The sequence below is a fragment of the Synechococcus sp. R6-7 genome, from assembly GCF_047461695.1.
Classification (GTDB): Bacteria; Cyanobacteriota; Cyanobacteriia; order Thermostichales; family Thermostichaceae; genus Thermostichus.
This window is the reverse complement of the sequence record NZ_JANSHS010000151.1, coordinates 1-17818: the sequence shown is the minus strand read 5'-3', so window position 1 is coordinate 17818 and position 17818 is coordinate 1. Positions and strand designations below refer to the sequence as shown.

Genomic DNA, 17818 nt, shown 5'->3' with positions numbered 1-17818 from the left:
AAAAGCAGAGAGCCAAGAGAAGAGAAAGTCTCTCTTCTCCACCCTCTTCCCTTCCTTCAAGGGGATCCCGGCTCTACCGGACTTTTTGGCCCAAGGGATCCGACTGGTGTTGGTGGGGGGCAAAGGGGGTGTGGGCAAGACGACGGTGGCCGGGGCCCTGGCTTGGACCTTGGCCAAGCGCCATCCCGACAAGCAGCTCTTGCTGGTCTCCATCGATCCGGCCCACTCGCTGGGGGATCTGTTTCAGACGAAACTGGGTCAGGATCCCATTCCCCTGCTGCCCAACCTGCTGGGGCAGGAGGTCGATGCGGCGGCGGTGCTGGAGCAATTCCGGCAGGATTATCTGGAGGAGGTGGCGGCCATCTTGGCGGGGGAGGGGACGGCAGGGGTGGAAGTCCAATACGACCCGCAGGCGTGGCGGCAACTGCTGCAGATGCCTCCACCCGGCCTGGATGAGGTGATGGCCCTGTTGAGTGTTCTCCGACAGGAGACGAGCGGGCAGTTTGACCTGGTGGTGCTGGACACGGCCCCCACAGGCCATCTCTTGCGGTTTCTGCAGATGCCCCAGGCTCTGGAAGGTTGGGTGAGCTTGGCCCTGAAGCTGTGGCTGAAATATCGGGATGTGGTGGGCAGGTCGGAATGGGCGCAGCGGATGCGGGAGCTTTTGGCCCAGGTGCGGCAGCTTCGGCAGCAGCTCCAGGATCCCCAGCTTGTCACCTTTATCCCCGTCTTTAACCCCGAGCAGGCGGTTCTGGCGGAAACCGAGCGTCTTTTGGCGGAATTGGATGCTTTGGGGATCCCTCATCCCTACGCCGTTCTCAATCGGGTGTGGTTGGAGGATTCTACCCCCTTTGGAGAGGCCCTCCGCCGTCGTCACCAGGCTCTTCTGGCCCAGCTCCCCCAGCCATTTTCCCAGCAGGCCATCTTGACCATCCCCTTCCTACATCCTCCCAGCTTGGAGAATATCGGCTCCTACTTATTGGCTCCTCAGGAGCCCTAACCTAGGGGTAGACCTTGCTCACCCAAGGAGTTATGGATCCCCATCTGGAAGAACGCGCCCGCGAGCTGCGCACCCTGCTGCAGAAGGCCAGCATTGCCTACTATGTCCACGATGCGCCCATCCTGGAAGACAGCGTTTACGACCGCCTCTACCGCGAGCTGCAAGAGCTGGAGCGGGCTTACCCTGAACTGGTCACTCCCGATAGCCCTACTCAGCGGGTGGGAGAAAAACCTGCAGAGCATTTTCCCACCGTCTTCCACCGCATCCCCCTCTACAGTTTGGAAAACGCTTTCAACCCAGAAGAACTGGAGGAGTGGCAAGAGCGTCTGCTGCGAGTTTTGGGCCGTGCCCCTGTTCCCGACAGCAGGACAGAGGGAGAGCTGGAATATGTCTGTGAGCTGAAGATTGATGGTGCTGCCTTGGCCCTAACCTACATCAATGGTCTTTTGGAGCGGGGCGCTACTCGGGGGGACGGACAGGCCGGAGAGGACATCACCCCCAACGTGCGCGCCATTCGTTCGATTCCCCTGCGGCTGGTGACAGCAGATCCGCCTCCCGTTTTGGAGGTGCGGGGGGAAGTCTATCTGGCCCTAGCCGAGTTTGAACGGATCAACCAAGAGCGTCGTTCCGCCGGGGATCCCCCCTTTGCCAACCCGCGCAACTGTGCTGCCGGTACCCTGCGGCAGTTGGATAGCCGCGTTGTGGCTGCCCGCAAGCTCAGCTTCTTCGCCTACGCCCTCCACTGGCCGGAAGGATGGCCTGCCGGGGATCCCCCGCAAACCCAGTGGCAGTGTCTGCAGCAGCTCAAGGAATTGGGATTTCCAGTCAACCCCCTTTCCCAGGTCTGTCGGGGCTTGGGAGAAGTGATCCAATTTTATGAGCGGTGGCGGGGTGCCCAGCTCCCCTACGCCAGCGACGGGGTGGTGGTGAAATTGAACTCCTTGCGGCTGCAGGAGGAGGCCGGCTTTACGCAAAAATTTCCCCGCTGGGCCATTGCCCTCAAATACCCTGCCCAGGAAGTCCCCACCCGCATCCGCGCCATCGTGGCCAGCGTGGGCCGTACCGGCGCCGTCACTCCAGTGGCAGAGCTGGAGCCGGTTCCTTTGGCCGGCACCCTTGTCAGCCGCGCCAGCCTGCACAATGCCGATCGCCTGCGGGAGCTGGATGTGCACATTGGCGATACTGCCATCGTGCGCAAAGCCGGGGAGATCATCCCGGAGGTGGTCGGGATCCTGAAGGAATTGCGCCCTGCCGATGCCGTTCCCTACAGCCTGCCCAGCCAGTGCCCGGAATGCCACGCCCCTTTGGTTCGTCCCCCTGGCGAAGCCGTGACCCGCTGCCCCAACCCCGAGTGCCCGGCCAAGCTGCGGGGCCAATTGCAGCACTGGGCCAGCCGTGATGCTTTGGATATCGAAGGCTTAGGGGAAAAGCGGGCAGCCCAATTGGTGGAGAGCTTGGGGGTGCGCACCGTAGCCGATCTCTACCGCCTCACCCCAGAGCAGTTGCAGGGTTTGGAGGGAATGGGATCCCGCTCCAGCCAAAAGCTGGTGCAAGCCATTCAGCGCTCTCGTCAACAGCCCTGGGAACGGGTGCTCTACGGGCTGGGGATCCCCCATGTGGGGGTGGTCACCGCCCAGATTTTGGCCGGCCATTTTCCCACCCCTGAGCTTTTGGCCCAAGCCAGCGCAGAAACCATCGCCCAGATCTACGGGATAGGCGCGGAAGTGGCGGAAGCGGTGGTGGCCTGGTTTGCCGAGCCGGCCCATCGTCGCCTGTTGCAGGAGTTGCAGGCGCTCGGGATCCCCGCTCTTCCTCAGCAGGAGAACCCTGCCGTCTCCCAGATCCTGGCCGGGAAAAAATTCGTAATCACCGGCACCTTGCCCACCCTCTCCCGCCAGCAGGCCAAGGCTTGGATTGAGAGTCGGGGGGGCAAAGTCACCGCCAGCGTCAGCCGCCAAACCGACTACGTGGTGGTGGGCTCTGACCCCGGCTCCAAGCTGGAGCAAGCCCAACAACTGGGGATCCCCCTGCTGACCGAAGCGGAGCTGTTGGCGCTGGATCCCACCGTGGAATCCGGTGATCTGCATCCTTGACAGGGTGGATCCCCGAAAAACTTGGGTAGGGTGGGTTGTCTTAGCGGCAGGGATAATTTATGATTCACCTCTAGTGAGGAGTGGACGCCAATAGGGGGAAGCGAACGAAACACGGACAGTTCCTTCCCCTTTTTGGTTACAAAAAGGCGCGGCCACACCTCCAAAAAGTATCCAACTTAACTGAAGGATTCCTTTGCCAGTGCCAGATAAGGTCAACTATGATGGGATCAGCGGAGACGCATGTTTCCGTTCACTCCTCACACCATCTTCCGCTCGGCGTCAAGTCGGGCGGTTTTTCTATAAATCCGTCCAAAGGATGTATGACCATTCCCGATAGCAGCGAAACGGCTCACCCCTTCCATTTCCAGTTTTCCTCCTTGTAAGACACTTGGGGAGAACCGAGGCTGTGGCGTTTGCACGGGTAGCGCAGAGCGCTGGAGAAGCTTATGGTCACTTTGAAGCAAGAATGAAACACCTCCGTTGCATTGCTTCCCAGCTCCCTGAAGAGTGGGTGGTCGCGGAAGCGGCACCGAGCGCTTGGGAAGTGTCTCAATCCAGTTTGAAATGACTATATCTCCAGTCTTTCCAGTTGATCCCCATGGGAATCTCTTGGCACCCTGCCCCCTTGGGGATCCGGAAACAAGCCCTACGAGCCCAGTGGAGATGCTAGACTAGTAGGTCAGTGAGATTCCACCAACTTCGGCCTCCTTACGCTTTCGCAGCCAATTTGCGACTGGATTGGAAGGTTTAGTTTTCTTCTGGCTTTTGCCGGATTAGGATAGCCAAGAGCAAGCAGCAACGAGGATCCCATGGCCAAATATGACTCCCATCTAAAGTGCTCCTTCTGCAACAAGTCCCAGGATCAGGTGCGTAAGTTGATTGCGGGGCCGGGGGTCTACATCTGTGACGAGTGCGTGGAGCTCTGCAACGAGATTTTGGATGAGGAACTCTACGACGGCAACACTCCTCCTGCTGCCGCCCCTGCCGCCAGCCGTCGCGAAACCCCCAAAAAACCCTCCCGCAGCCTGCCTTCTTTGGCGCAGTTGCCCAAGCCGCAGGAGATCATGCGCTATCTCGACCAATATGTGATTGGCCAAGAAAAAGCTAAGAAGGTTTTGTCGGTGGCGGTTTACAACCACTACAAGCGTCTGGCTGCCAAGGCCAACCCCGGTAGCGTCGGAGTTTCGGAACTGGATGAGGTGGAGCTACAGAAGTCCAACATTTTGATCATTGGCCCCACTGGCTCCGGCAAAACCCTGCTGGCGGAAACCCTGGCTCGCATGTTGGATGTGCCTTTTGCGGTTGCAGATGCTACCACCCTTACGGAAGCTGGCTATGTGGGCGAGGATGTGGAAAACATCCTGTTGCGCCTGCTGCAGGTGGCGGACATGGACGTAGAAGAGGCCCAGCGCGGCATCATCTACATCGACGAAATCGACAAAATTGCCCGCAAAAGCGAGAACCCCTCCATTACCCGCGATGTCTCCGGCGAGGGGGTGCAGCAGGCTTTGTTGAAGATGCTGGAAGGGACAATAGCCAACGTGCCTCCCCAGGGAGGGCGCAAGCACCCCTATCAAGACTGCATTCAAATCGACACTTCCAACATCCTCTTCATTTGCGGGGGGGCTTTTGTTGGCCTGGAAAAAGTAATCGAGCAGCGCATTGGCAAGAAATCGATGGGCTTTATCAAGCCAGGGGAGCAATTGTCGGTTACCCGCGAGCAACGCATGGCCAATGCCCTCAAGGCTTTAGAGCCCGAAGACTTGATCAAGTACGGCATGATTCCCGAATTCACGGGGCGGCTCCCGGTAGTGGCGACTTTGGATCCGCTGGATGAGAAGGCGCTGGAGGCGATCCTGACGCAGCCCAAAAACGCCATTCTCAAGCAGGCGCAGAAGCTGTTGCGCATGGACGGGGTGGAACTGGAGTTTGAACCTGCCGCCATTGCTGCCATTGCCAAAGAGGCTTATCGCCGCAAGACCGGGGCTCGCGCCCTGCGGGCCATTGTGGAAGAGCTAATGCTGGATGTGATGTACGAGGCACCCTCCCGCCGCGACCTAAAGCACATCCGCATCACCGCAGAGATGGTGGAGCGCCGTTCCACCCGCGAGCTGATTCCTCACCCCTCTACGCTGCCCAAGCCTGAGTCGGCCTAGAGTCGCGGCCCTTCCGATCCCTGCTGGATGAACTTATGATCTGTTCTTGAAAGAGGGGGCAGGAGATCCTATGGCAGGGACTGCGTTCCGCTGGCGCGAACGACAGCGGGTGGATCGTGAATATGCGGTAATTGGTCTGGGGCGCTTTGGTTCTAGCTTGGCTCTCACCTTGATGGAGCGAGGGCACAATGTCTTGGGGATCGACCGCAGCCGTGAGATCGTGCAGCGCCTGGCGGATCAGCTGACGCAGGTGGTGGCACTCGATTCCAGCGATGAAGATGCGCTGCGAGCGGTGGATATCCTCTCCTTCGACACGGTGGTGGTGGCCATTGGCAGCGATTTCGAGAGCAATTTGCTGACGACGGTGGCTCTGAAAAGTCTGGGGGTGCGCAATGTGGTCTGTAAGGCGTCGACCGAGCGGCAACGCTCTATTCTCCTGCGAGTGGGGGCAGATCGGGTGGTGTTGCCGGAGCAAGAGGCAGGGCGCCGTTTGGCTCAGGTGTTGACAGCACCGGGGATCCTAGATCAGCTAGAGCTGGAGCCGGGCTACAGCATTACGGAATTACAGGTGCCGGAGGCGTTGGTGGGCCATACGCTGGCGGAGTCGGATCTGCGTCGCCGCTTCGGCATCACGGTGCTGGTGGTGAAGCGAAAGCAATCGCTGGTGGTCTCTCCCCCCGCAGACTACCTGCTGGAAAAGGGGGATTTGCTGGTGGTTCTGGGGGCCAATACCAACATCTCGCGGCTGAATGAAATGTAGGGAGGGCTCCGATGAGAGAGGGCTCCGCCCCGCTTCCGCGAGAGGAGGGCTCTGAGCGCTTGGTTCCACCGGTACCATCCCGCGCCCGCCACCTGCCGACACCGGGCTCGGCATTGTCTCAGTCCTCTAGGGCCTTTGGGAATCGTCTGCAGTGGTTTTTCGGGGGGGACAGGCGTCGCCCGCTGCCACCGCCATTGCGCCTGGTTGTAGGGTTGGGGCTCTTGGCAGTGGTGGGAACTTTGGTGCTCATGTTGCCGGGGATCGGGCGCGGGGATCCCTTGAGCTGGAATGAGGCGCTGTTTACGGCCATGTCGGCCCTGAGCGTGACGGGGCTCTCGACGATTGTGGCGGCGGAGGATCTCACCCTGTTGGGCCAGATTGTGCTGCTGATCCTGATTCAGATTGGCGGGGTGGGCTTCATGGTGTTGGCGGTGGTGGTGTTTCAATTGATCGGGCGGCGCATTTCCCTCCTCAATCGCTTGGCGCTGTGCAATTCGCTGGGTCTAATCGATCCGGGGGCGATCCTGGAATTGACTCGGCGGGTGCTGCTGGGGGTCACCCTCATTGAGTTGGGGGGGGCTTTGCTGCTCTGGGTGCATTGGCGGGATCTCTATGGGCCGGGGCGGGCGGTTTTTCTGGCTATTTTTCACGCGGTGTCGGCCTTTTGTAATGCAGGATTTGACCTGTTTGGCCGGGAAGGGATCCCTACAGACGGTCTGTCGCTGGCGATTTTGGCCGGTTTGATTTTTATCGGCGGTTTGGGCATCCCAGTTTTGTCGGATTTGTTAACCTGGCCACGGGGCCACCGCCCCTCTCTGCACACCCGGATTACCCTGGGCGTGGTGGTGGTTTTGCTCTGCACGGGCGGCATTGGCTTGTTTTTGGGAGAGAGCTTGCCCGGCGGATCCCTGCTGGAGGTAAGCTGGCCCCACCGCTTGGGCCTGACGTTTTTTCAGTCGGTTTCTGCCCGAACGGCTGGGTTTGCCGCGATCCCCATTGAGGATTTGACCCCGGCAAGCCAGTTGCTGCTGATGGCTCTCATGTTTATTGGGGCAGCCCCAGCTTCTATGGGGGGCGGCATGACCACCGGCACCTTGGCGGTGTTGGTGTTGGCCCTCTGGGGCTATGCCCGCGGTTTGCCCAGCGCTCAGATTGCCGGGCGCAGCTTGGATCCCTCCATGGTGCGCAAGGCGGCAGCGGTGTTAACGGTTTCTCTGTTTGTGGTATTGTTGGCGGCTTGGTTGATTTTGCTGACCCACAGTAACAGTAGGTTGGATCCGGTGTTGTTTGAAGTGATCTCCGCCTTTGCCACCTGCGGCCTCTCGACGGGCTTTACCGGGGAGCTCAACTGGTTTGGCCAACTGATCATTGTGCTGGTGATGTTCTGGGGCCGGTTGGGGGCATTGACGATTGTCTTGGCCTTGGCTCAACAACAGCCCCGCCCGTTGGTAACCTACCCTGAAGAGTCGATCCTAATCGGTTAGTCCAGAACTGAGGAGAGAGCAGCCTCCGTTAGACTGAGTAAGGGATCCCTTCGTCCCTCTCGTTACCGGGAGCCATCCGTGTCCAAGTTCCTTTTAATTGGTTCTACTGAGCCCTTCAGCGGTAAGTCGGCTGCCATCTTGGGTTTGGCCAAGCATCTGCAGCAGCAAGGGATAAAAGTCACCTATGGGAAGCCCATCGGTTCTTGCGAGCGGGAGGATTGCTCGCTGGAAGGGGGCGATCCGGATATGCGCTTTGTGGCGGAGTCTCTGCGGCTGACGATGGATCAAATGCCGCCGATGCTGCTCCGGCTCAACGAAGAGGCTTTGCTGGCTCAAATGAAGCGAGCTCCCGGGGATCCAGCTCCAGAGTGCCCGGTTGCCCCTCTGTTGGAGTTTGTCCAGCGCTCCCCTGCCGATTTGGTGCTGCTGGAAGGCCCAGCCGATCTTTACGAGGGGGAATTGTTTGGCCTGTCGCTGGCCAAGATGGCCCAAGCCCTGGATGCTCCGGTACTGCTGATCAGTCGCTACCATTCCTCCTTGGCTGTTGATTCTCTTCTCTTTGTCCATCGTCAACTGGGATCCCGCTTGGCAGGCGTGCTGCTGAACGATGTGCCACCTGACCAAATGCAACCGGCAAAAACGATCATTCGGCCTTTTTTGGAGGGACACGGGATCCCGGTGCTGGGGATTTTGCCCTCCCATCGCATTTTGCGCAGCATCAGCGTTGGGGAGTTGGTGCGGCAACTGGATGCCGAGGTGCTCTGCTGTCCGGATCGGATGGACCTGATGGTTGAAGACATTGCGGTAGGGGCGATGAACGTCAACTCGGCCTTGAAGTACTTCCGTAAGCTGGATCACAAGGCGGTGATCACCGGCGGAGACCGCACCGATATTCAACTGGCCGCCCTAGAAACTTCCACCCTCTGCCTGATCTTGACCGGCAAGCTCCCTCTGGATCCCCGCATTCAGTCTCGAGCAGAAGAGCTGGAAGTGCCGATCCTCTCGGTGGATCTGGACACCTTCACCACCATCAACCGCATCGAACGGGTTTTTGGGCAGATTCGCCTGCACGAGGAGGTGAAAGTCCGCTGCATCCAAGAGCTAATGTCAGCGAATTTTGACTTTTCCCGTCTCTATGCTCATTTGGGCTTGACACAACCCCTAGTGTCGGCGGTAGGTGCATAAGAAAAGTTATTACTGGCTTCTCTATATTTGGTGTCTAAATAGATATTTCTTCGAGATTGAGCACTATATCTGATCAAGACGAAATAAGCTCAGTTTTGACGCGCTGGTCTCTAGTGTCTGATGCTTTCCAGTATCTGCAATGATTTCTGCAAAAAAACGCAGGGATCTCTCGCCGGTTTGGCCTACTCACCGAATTCGAGAGATATCATGCGAGTATTCATCACCTCAACACACCACTCCTCCCCCAGATTTTCTGGGGGTTTTTGTTCGCGCCGTTTTGGCAGAATTTCCCTGTCTCTCTAACCTTACGTCACGTGAGCTGGTGTTGACGAGGTTTATACTACTGATAGTGTAAAGTAAAACTTTCCCGGAACTAGATACACTAAATAGTGGTGCCGGCACGCCCTTGTGCGGTAAGATGCAGTGTCTGTTGTCGAGCCGGGATCCCAAATGTTGCCGTTAGCGCCGGATGAGCACCATGGCCAAGGTTTCACGGATGCACAGCCGCAAAGGAGCGGGCCCCAGCCGTCTGGTTGCCTGCCCCCACAGTGGCATCTTCACCGACGGGGGATGTTCTCCCAATCCGGGGCCAGGGGGATGGGCTGTGGTGGTGGTTCAAGATGATCAAATTGTGGAAGAGTTTTGGGGAGGGGATCCCGATAGCACCAGCAACCGCATGGAGTTGACCGGCCTCATCCGGGCCTTGCAATATTGCCGCCACACCCAGGGCAACGGCGTAAATACCATCTACAGCGACTCCCACCTTTGCGTACAGACCTACAACGACTGGATGGATCGCTGGGCAGCGCAGGGGTGGCGGCGGCGCACCGGGCCGGTGGAAAACTTGGATCTGGTTCAGGAACTGTATCAACTAAAGCAGCAGTGCCCTCAGGTGCAGGTGGTTTGGATCCAGGCTCACGAAGGGTTGCGCTGGAACGAGTACGTGGATGAGTTGGTTGCCCAGGCTCGAGCCAGAGTGACCGTTCCTCCAGAAGTTAGGGGTTGAGGTTCCACACCGGCAGTGGGGGCACTGTGAAACTGGTTAGCAGCAAGATGCTTGCCAAGACTACAAGGCTGTTAGGCTTGGCTTGACTGCAAGGTGCAGAACTTCCTGGATGGTTTTAGCCATGCGCTCCCAGGTAAAAGACTTAACCCACTCTAAGCCTTTCCTGACTTTCTCAGCGCGCAACTTGGGATCCAGAACCTGAACCAGGGTGTCCGACAAAGAGTCCTCTACATAAAATGCAGCTTCTCCTCCTACTTCCACTAAGGCAGAGTTGGGATAGATAATGACAGGGGTCCCACAGGCCATGGCCTCCAATACGGGTAGCCCGAATCCCTCATATGCACTTGGGTAAACCAGCGCCACGGCATTCTGGTAGGCTTGAACCAACTGCTGCAGATCTAGATAAGCATTCATAACAGGTTGCGGAGCTGCCGCCTGTCGATAAGCCTCTGGAGTCGACCAGGAATGAGTGCAAAGGACAGGGAAAGGCTTATAGGACCACTGCTGATAAGCTTCAAAAAATAACTCCTGTCGTTTGTAAGCGCCTTGGTGGCATCCAATCAGCAGCCAGTGCTTGGGAATAGCTGAGGGATCCGGCTTGAATACACTGGTGTCAACCCCAGGGTAAGCTACTACTGCCTCTTTGCCAGTTAGACGCAGCAAGTCACAGGCCGTGTTTTGGCTAACAGCTACAATGCGAGCGGCTGCTTCAAGGGCTGCGTGCTTTTGGCGCCACATGGGATCTGAGAGATCCCAACCCAGCACTTCTGGGATCATGTCATGGAGCAGGAGCACCTGCGGAATGTCAGAGGGCAGGTATGTATGGTAGGTGCTCATAAAAACATCAGCCCCTGACCAAATAAAAGCTTGTCTCAACTCAGGATCATCCCAGCGGGCGTAGCTAAAGGGGTGACCCTGCATTCTCTCGACACCCTGGGGTAGCTCTCCCATGCCACCCCGATCGTAGAAAGTGATGCGAATCCCCAGCTGAGGCAATTCCCGCAGTAAGTTGCGCCAAACTGTAGCAATACCAGTTTGGAACATCTGGAAGAACACCCCGTCCACAAATAGGTGAAGACGTTGCCGCACCTCTACCACCAAGGGATCCCCGTATGCCCAGGGGAAAAAGGGCTGCAGGGAGCAGGGCTTTTCCGCTTTTTGCAACTCTTCCCAAGCTCTGACAGCTCCTTGGTAGCCGTAGTAGGATTCCTTAAACTCCACCTGCTTTCGCAATGCATAGGCATAGTGGTCAAACACTAAGCCCTCTGCTTCCGTTTGGTCTGCGGTCAGAACCCTCTCGGGAAGTCGTCCCTTTCGGATCAATACAGGTGGCTCGTGAGTTTGCCACTCGCACTCAGAGGGATCCCATCTCCAGACCCGCCACCACTCCATCTGGGGGTTGTTGCCCCACTTACCTTTGTTGTCCAGGACAAGATTGGGGCCCACGAAGTAACGACAGTAGAACTGGGCCGCCTCTAGAGTGGGATCTGCTTCAAAGCGTCGATGAACCCGCCGGATTTGTTCGACTGTCCAAATTTCGTCTGCATCCAACTGCCACAGCAAGCAGGGATAGTCAGGTTGGGCTGCCCTGACCATTTCAATTTTGCCATCCCAAAACTGGCCATCGGGCTTCTGAACAAGCCGAACACGGCTGTCTTTGGCTGCCAAGTCCCTCAAGTATTCGACCGTACCATCCAAGCTGTGCCCCTGGAGGTATTCCTCAGGGATGCGGCCGCCGTTGGCTAAGCTCCACCCTGTGTCATGGCGTAAGGCAGCAACGCCCTCGACCACCACCCACTGCCAGGGGATCCCTAGCTTATCCAACTCGCAGAGGGTGGAGTAGTGGCGCTCAATGTACGGCTCTCCGTCTAAAACAATGGTGAAGAAGTGAATGGGAAGAGTGGCTCTGCTGTCTTTAAAGATGGCAAAGCCTTTGCGGACATTTCCCCAGCAAATGAGTCGGTAGCCATAGCTGGAGAGCTCCGTCAAGCAACGGCTGTTCTTAAAAGCGAAGATGTCATCCAGGGCAATATACTTGGGACGAGCACCTCGCTCTAAAAAAACCTGCAGGTCATACCAGCCTGTAAACTCGCCGCCGTCAATGAGAAGAAGGTCGGGGTCGGGAACTCGGCTTGCCCCATCTGTGGGAACAGACTTGAGTAAATCTTGTCCCTCCTGGTGCCATTCCAGAGCCTGCTCTCGGCTATAGGGGACCCAGAAGCTGGAGCAAGATTTCAGCCATTCTTCCACCTCCTCCACTGTAGCGATCCTAGGTTGGGCAGCAGCGTGAATGGGGACACAGCGGGGATCCTTGCTTACCCTTCTAGCCAGCTCTTTGTAGCGCTCAGGATGAGCTTCTATGCTGTAGATGCGAACAGAGTTGGGAAGGGCGTAGCGCAAAACAGCTGTGGATCCTTCTCCACTACTGGCCCCTACCTCGACCACCACCCGCAGGGAGGGATCCCTGCAAATTTCTGCAAGAGCTGCTCCAAAAGGCTCATCTAGCCGGATTTCTGGTGGGATATACCACTCTGGCCAGGCGGAGTCGCCGTTCCGTTTCTGATTGACCCAGTGGCCATACGCAGCAGCAGCTTCTCGATGATAGAAGGAACTGGCTGTGGGTAAAAAGGCATCAGCCTCCTCCTGAGAGAGGTCACGAAGGTATTGAGTAACCTGAAATAGCCACAGGCGCGCCACTTCCTCGCCTGTCTGGGGATCGTAAAGAGAGTTGATAAAGGCATTTGGAGGCCAATCTTCTAGAATTTGCTTCAATACTAACCACACCCAATCCTCTTCCCCAGCTCTAGCGAAGCAGTCAAGGCTGTGCGCCAGCAGCTGAAGTCTATGGTGGTGGTGTACAGGAAGCTTTAGGGCTTCCTCCCGCATGCGTTCTGCAACAGGTTGATAGACAATCGACAGAACTTGCAAAAGTCGCTTTGTCTGTGGCCACAATAACCCTTCTAGAGATCCACCCCTGTACCTTTCTGCAAACTCAGGAGCGATGGAAAGAGCAATGGTCTCTAGGAGAATTGAGGGAATACTTTCTTGTTCGGCCTGGGCAAAAAAGGCAGAGTAGGATCCTTGCCAAAATAAAGTTCCCAGCTGTTCAAAGTTGGTGGCTTGCGTCACAGCTAATGACCCCCATTGCTCTTCCTGCTAGAGAGAAGGAGTAGCTCTGCTTAAGCTCAAGCATAGCAAGGATTGCAACTTCTGGCAAAGGGAGAAGTGTCATTGCCTGGGGAAAAGCAACATGTACAGGAAAGCTTCAAGTTTGTTGCAGGAAATGTTCAACTGATAACTATTCCTGTCTTGGCTGCTATCGCCGCGGGGCAAGCATTTCGTGGACTTTGGTTCACTACAGCTCCTCCAGGCCGAGTTTGGGATCTTATTACGCTACAGCCTATTAAGAGGCTACAGGATACAGCTGTAAGCCTGCCTGTTCTGGACTCATCGGAATCAAGCCTCAGAAACACGACGTTTTGTATCCCTTGATCTGTGAACAGGCCGTAGGTTTACTCACAATTTAGACTATCTTGTTAGACTATCTTGACTTGTGCTAGAGTGGAACGTTTTTTCACTTACAGAAAATTTGGGTTTGCAGGCTCATGCCTAGATGCTACGATTGGCTATATCCACTAGCTGCTTAGGTAGCCGCCATGCAAGTCCAGCTTCATTCTCGGCTGCGCCCTCTCTCCCTTACGTTGATGGCGGTGGGGGGCTCTTGGCTCCTGGGATCCTGCCAACTCAGAGGGCCACAGGTACAGTTGCCCGGCGATGTTCTGCCGGAAACCGCGCTGGTTCCCCAGTCGGCGCCCCTGGTGCTGACCTTTTCTACCCAACCGGAAGAATCTTTTCGCACTCACCCTGACCTTTTGGCCCAGTGGGAGAGCTAGACGGCAGAAGCTTTGGCTGAAACCGGCAAGGAATTCTCTCGGGAAGAGATGCAAGCTTGGGCTGGCGAGCAATTCACGATGGCAGTGGTGATCCCCAATCTGGTGCCCGGAGCTGCCGAGCCGGTGCCTGGGATCCTGTTTGGAGCCAGCACCCGCAACGCTGATTTGTCTGGGCAATTCTTGGCCCGGGTGCGGCAACAGGCAGCAGCAGAAGGGGCCAACTTCGAGCAGCGCCAGGAGCAGGGGGTCACCCTCTATGTGCAAACCAACGGGGAGCCGGGCGAGCGATGGGTAACTGCTGAGTTTGGCAACCGTTTTGTGGCAGTGGCCAACGACCCAAGGGTGATGCAGCAGGCGATTGCTGTGTATCGCGGCGAAGCAGAGCCGATTGGCCGCTCCGAAAGTTTCCGCACCGCTGTTGGCGATCTGTATAAGAGCGGCACGCTGGCCTTTGCCTACTTCAACTTCCAGGCTTTGCAGGAGGATCCCGAATCTTTCAAAGACTGGATGCAGGATCTGGATCCGGCGACGCTGGGATCCCTGCAACCCCTGCGCTCTTTGGCCATGGCTGCCCACTGGCAGGAGCAGGGCCTGCGGCTGCGCATGTTGACCCAGACCGATCCGAAAACCCAGGTGCAGGGGGGGTGGCAAACGGCTCGCGGCGAACTTATTCAGCGGCTGCCCGGCAATGCCTTGGCGGTGCTGACCACCCAGCAGATTGCCCAGCGCTGGCAAGCCGTTATGCCTGAGCTGGAAAAAGATCCGCCGGTCAAGGAGTCGTTAGAGGAGCTGCGGGCTGAGTTTCGCGCCAATACTCGCTTGGACTTGGAAAAAGATCTGCTGGCTTGGATGGATGGGGAGATGGCCCTGCTGGTGGCACCGGATGCCCAGGCCCATCCCCTGTTGCAGGGCATGGGAGCAGCCTTGGTGATCGAGACCAGCCAAAAAGACAAGGCCAACGCGGCCCTGACTCAGTTGGATCGGCTGGCCCAAGAATCCGGAGTAGGGGTAACGGAAGCCGGTGGGCAGGTGATCTGGGCGGATCCCTTGTTTAACCGCCCGCTTTTGACCCGCGCCTGGGAAGGCAACTATTTGATCGTGACCAGCAGCACGGCGGCGCTGCAAACCCTCGCCCAACGCCAGGGCAATTTGCTTCCCCAAACCGAGCCGCTGAAAACCCTCTACGATCAGTTGCCCAAGCCCAACTACGGCTACTTTTTGCTGAATTGGCAAGGGATCCGAACAGTGCTGGAGGCCACACTACCGGGTGGTTTGGCAGGCTTGGAGCCGGAGGCCCGTGAGCTGCTGACCCGCATCGATGGGCTGGGGATTACCAGCTACCCTGCCGGGGATCACGCCTTTGGGTCGGAGCTGCTGGTTACTGTGCCACCAAAGCCCCAGCGATAAAACCGTGTCTCACGTTCTTCAGTCTTCCTAGGGGTTGGGGGTGAGGGCTACAGCCGAATCAAGCCATAGGTGAGAGCATAGCGCACCAGCTCGGTGCGGCTGCTGGTGCCCGTCTTGTTCAGCAGGCGGGTCACGTATTTTTCCACGTTGCGCACGCTGGTTTGCAGCTGCTTGGCAATCTCCTTGTTCATCAGCCCTTCTGCCACCTTCTCCAACACCTGTTGTTCCCGCGGCGTCAGCTCTACCTTGATGGGTGGGGGCAGGGGGGTGGGGGCAGAGGTCTGGGCAGGCGTGGCTGTGGCAAGGGTGCGCTCCGACAGCAGGGCGCGAATCGAGGCCAGCTCGCGGGCCACCACCTCCGAAGGGCTGGCAGCGCGGGATCGCTCAATGAGATTGGAGACAATGGCCACCAGCTCCTCCGGATCGAAGGGCTTGGGCAAATAGGCATCGACACCGGCCCGGTAACCCTGGATGCGGTCGGCGGTCATCCCCTTGGCGGTGAGGAACACCACCGGCAGATGGCTGTAGGGCTCGAGTTTTCGCAGTTGGGCCAAAAATTGATAGCCATCCATGCCCGGCATCATGATGTCGGAGATGATCAACTGAGGCTGGGCCGTGCTGAGCAGTTGCAGAGCCTGCTGGGCGTTGGCCGCCGGGATCACCTCAAAGCCGCTGTCCTCGAGGTAGGCTTGCACCGCTTCCCGTAAGCCGGGTTCATCATCTACTAGCAGAATGCGGGCTGCTGGACTGGCAGCAGGGGGTTCGGGTTTGGCTTGGGGAGAAGAGGCCATCTGGAGCTCCTGGGTAGCGTTCAAGCGTTTGGCGGCACCTGCCATCCCATATCTCTACAATCTTCCTACTAACCTGTGGGCAATCTCAGGCAAAAACAGGAGCCTTGGGGGGAGCTTTCCACCTGGAGATCTCCGCCCATCCGGGTGGCCAAGTCGCGGCTGATGGCCAACCCCAGCCCCTGCCCCGGCTTAGAAAGATCTGCCCGAAAAAAGGGGTCGAAGATCCGCTCCAGATTCTCAGGATGAATACCAGGGCCATTGTCACAGACGGCAACGAACACTTCCCGTTGCGAAGCAGTTGAGGGATCTTCACCCAACTCCACCCTCAGCCGGATCTCACCTGGGGGCGGGGTGTACTTGCAAGCGTTGTCGATCAAGTTATCAAGCACCTGGCGCAGGGCACGCGGATCGGCTTGTACAGGGGGTAGGGAAGGGGGCAGGACGGCTTGAAAGTGGTGTCCCTGGGTTTCGGCCAAGGCTTGATAAATGGGGATCCACTCCCGCAGCAGGTCGGCCAAGGAGAGGGGCTGAAGCTGGAGGGGGGCCGGGATCCCGTCCCAACGCTCGAACTCCGCCAGCAGCTCCTGCAAATGCTTGCACTCCTGTTCAATGCTCAGGCCAATCCAGTGGTTGCGATCCTCGGGGGGCAAGCGTTTTTGCAATAACTTGGCCAGCGTGCTCAGGGCGGTGAGAGGATTGCGCATTTCGTGAAGCAAAGTGGAAAGCTGCTGGGCAGAAAGAGTGACCCCCTTAACCTTGGGTTCTCCGGCTCCGCAGACGGGTTCAGGCTCTGGATGGTGTTCAGCAACTTTTCTGGCTCTCGGCATGGATCCAATCTCTAGACTCTCCCGGCGCTGGCATATCGATCCTAGCCCCATCTTCCCTGGGTTCCGCCACATCAGCGTTGAGACAGTATCGGGATCCCAACTGGGTGGCTTATAGCTGGCGGGGCAGGTAGATGTTGAGAACTTCCCCCCGACGGGCGCGGTGGCGCACGGTGAGGTAGCCCCCCAAGGCGCGGAACAGAGTTTGGGTGACGGGAAGGCTGAGGCTCACTGCACCGGTATCCGGCTGCACGACCAACAACTGCCCAATCGCCTGAGGGGATTTGGGCTCTGCGGCAACAGTGGTGTCGCTGCCCTCAGGTGTGTTGACCTGAAACTGAAGTTTGACCAGCTCCCCTGCGCTGACCAACTGGGCGCGAATGTGGCTGCCAGCCGGCGTGCTGCGGGCAATGCGGTCGACCATGCCGAACAGCACCGCTTCCAGCGCCTTGGGATCGCTGACCACATCCGGCAGCTCATCGGGAATCTCCAACTCCAGTTGGGATCCCCGCCGTTCCACCTGCTCCTGCCAGCGAGGCAGGTTTTGCCGCACCAAGTCCACCAGCGCAATGGGCTCTAGCTGAAGCCGACGCCCCTCCTGTGGGGTAGCAGCGGGCATCACCGTTTCTGTAGCCTGGAAAAACAGCCCGAAGCGGTTGATTTGCTCGGTACATTCGCGGTCAATTTTCTCCACGTATTCCCGTACCCGCGACGGCAGATCGTGCCGCTTCAGGATGAGACTAACCAAGGTGCGGATGGTGCTGAGGGGCGTCTGGATCTCGTGGATGAGAGCCCGCAACAGTTCTGCCTCCGAAAGGCTGTTCTGTTGGCCTTGACCGGCAGGCTGGCCATGGGAAGGAGGAGACCGCCGCTTCTGCCAATCTTCTGGCCGGGTTGTGGGCGCAGGGGAGTTCTCGGCTCTGGCGGGGGGTAAGCGAGCGGGCGGGGATCCCGACTCGGCCAGGTTTCCCAGCAGAAGAAGGCTGCTGAAGCGGGCCAGCACCCGCACATGAGGCTCCATGAGGGGATGGTGCTTGATCAGCTCCTGCCAGAAGGGCAAGCGATCCGGCCTACCCTGTTGAACCCGCTGCTCTAGGATCTGCCAAGCCCGATGCACCACTTCCGGCTCAAAAGACACCATCATCCCCCTCTGCCGCGTGTGGGGGTGATGCCCTTGGGCGGCCACCGCCGAAAAAACAGGGGTGAGCACCAGCAAAAA

At 58.0% G+C, this 17818-nt stretch carries 13 protein-coding genes; 9 read left to right on the top strand and 4 right to left on the bottom strand.

Annotation, left to right across the window (positions count from 1 at the left end):
- From NW815_RS05225 to NW815_RS05195, 7 genes are all read left to right on the top strand, one after another.
- The coding region (locus NW815_RS05225; RefSeq protein WP_414415776.1) for an ArsA family ATPase at positions 1–1000 on the top strand (1000 nt) is incomplete at its 5' end.
- Between the two features lie 32 nt (positions 1001–1032).
- Complete coding sequence (gene ligA, locus NW815_RS05220; protein ID WP_414388364.1) at positions 1033–3093, top strand: NAD-dependent DNA ligase LigA; 2061 nt, start codon at positions 1033–1035, stop codon at positions 3091–3093.
- Between the two features lie 809 nt (positions 3094–3902).
- Positions 3903–5249 (top strand): ATP-dependent protease ATP-binding subunit ClpX, encoded by a 1347-nt coding sequence (gene clpX / locus NW815_RS05215; RefSeq protein ID WP_414388367.1) that lies wholly within the window; start codon positions 3903–3905, stop codon positions 5247–5249.
- 70 nt (positions 5250–5319) lie between these two features.
- Positions 5320–6009 (top strand): potassium channel family protein, encoded by a 690-nt coding sequence (locus NW815_RS05210; RefSeq protein WP_414329043.1) that lies wholly within the window; start codon positions 5320–5322, stop codon positions 6007–6009.
- Between the two features lie 59 nt (positions 6010–6068).
- The gene (locus NW815_RS05205) at positions 6069–7493 is read left to right on the top strand and encodes a TrkH family potassium uptake protein (protein WP_414388369.1); all 1425 of its coding nucleotides are present in this window, start codon (positions 6069–6071) and stop codon (positions 7491–7493) included.
- Between the two features lie 78 nt (positions 7494–7571).
- Positions 7572–8678 carry a phosphotransacetylase family protein gene (locus NW815_RS05200; RefSeq protein ID WP_414343695.1) on the top strand — a complete coding sequence of 369 codons (1107 nt, stop codon included), beginning with the start codon at positions 7572–7574 and terminating at the stop codon, positions 8676–8678.
- 478 nt (positions 8679–9156) lie between these two features.
- Complete coding sequence (locus NW815_RS05195; RefSeq protein WP_414388371.1) at positions 9157–9684, top strand: ribonuclease H family protein; 528 nt, start codon at positions 9157–9159, stop codon at positions 9682–9684.
- A 60-nt stretch (positions 9685–9744) separates the two neighbouring features.
- Here the strand turns inward: NW815_RS05195 and NW815_RS05190 are convergent, their stop codons facing one another.
- Positions 9745–12468 carry a glycosyltransferase gene (locus NW815_RS05190; RefSeq protein WP_414388373.1) on the bottom strand — a complete coding sequence of 908 codons (2724 nt, stop codon included), beginning with the start codon at positions 12466–12468 and terminating at the stop codon, positions 9745–9747.
- An 872-nt stretch (positions 12469–13340) separates the two neighbouring features.
- Between NW815_RS05190 and NW815_RS05185 the strand changes: the two genes are divergently transcribed.
- Both NW815_RS05185 and NW815_RS05180 read left to right on the top strand, forming a co-directional pair.
- Entirely contained in the window at positions 13341–13577 is a 237-nt protein-coding gene (locus tag NW815_RS05185; protein ID WP_414388375.1) for a hypothetical protein, read from the top strand.
- A 12-nt stretch (positions 13578–13589) separates the two neighbouring features.
- Positions 13590–14984 (top strand): DUF3352 domain-containing protein, encoded by a 1395-nt coding sequence (locus tag NW815_RS05180; protein WP_414388377.1) that lies wholly within the window; start codon positions 13590–13592, stop codon positions 14982–14984.
- Positions 14985–15031: 47 nt separating this feature from the next.
- Here the strand turns inward: NW815_RS05180 and NW815_RS05175 are convergent, their stop codons facing one another.
- From NW815_RS05175 to NW815_RS05165, 3 genes are all read right to left on the bottom strand, one after another.
- Positions 15032–15775, bottom strand: a complete 744-nt coding sequence (locus NW815_RS05175; RefSeq protein ID WP_414329441.1) for a response regulator — start codon at positions 15773–15775, stop codon at positions 15032–15034.
- Between the two features lie 68 nt (positions 15776–15843).
- The gene (locus NW815_RS05170) at positions 15844–16602 is read right to left on the bottom strand and encodes a sensor histidine kinase (RefSeq protein WP_414387861.1); all 759 of its coding nucleotides are present in this window, start codon (positions 16600–16602) and stop codon (positions 15844–15846) included.
- A 109-nt stretch (positions 16603–16711) separates the two neighbouring features.
- A partial coding sequence (locus tag NW815_RS05165; RefSeq protein ID WP_414415775.1) for a sensor histidine kinase occupies positions 16712–17818 on the bottom strand: 1107 nt, incomplete at its 5' end.

Bases quoted from the DNA above. Each gene is read 5' to 3' on its own strand.
- clpX (WP_414388367.1), top strand. From the start codon at position 3,903: ATGGCCAAATATGACTCCCATCTAAAGTGCTCCTTCTGCAACAAGTCC.
- NW815_RS05195 (WP_414388371.1), top strand. From the start codon at position 9,157: ATGGCCAAGGTTTCACGGATGCACAGCCGCAAAGGAGCGGGCCCCAGC.
- ligA (WP_414388364.1), top strand. From the start codon at position 1,033: ATGGATCCCCATCTGGAAGAACGCGCCCGCGAGCTGCGCACCCTGCTG.
- NW815_RS05185 (WP_414388375.1), top strand. From the start codon at position 13,341: ATGCAAGTCCAGCTTCATTCTCGGCTGCGCCCTCTCTCCCTTACGTTG.
- NW815_RS05175 (WP_414329441.1), bottom strand. From the start codon at position 15,775: ATGGCCTCTTCTCCCCAAGCCAAACCCGAACCCCCTGCTGCCAGTCCA.
- NW815_RS05210 (WP_414329043.1), top strand. From the start codon at position 5,320: ATGGCAGGGACTGCGTTCCGCTGGCGCGAACGACAGCGGGTGGATCGT.
- NW815_RS05170 (WP_414387861.1), bottom strand. From the start codon at position 16,602: ATGCCGAGAGCCAGAAAAGTTGCTGAACACCATCCAGAGCCTGAACCC.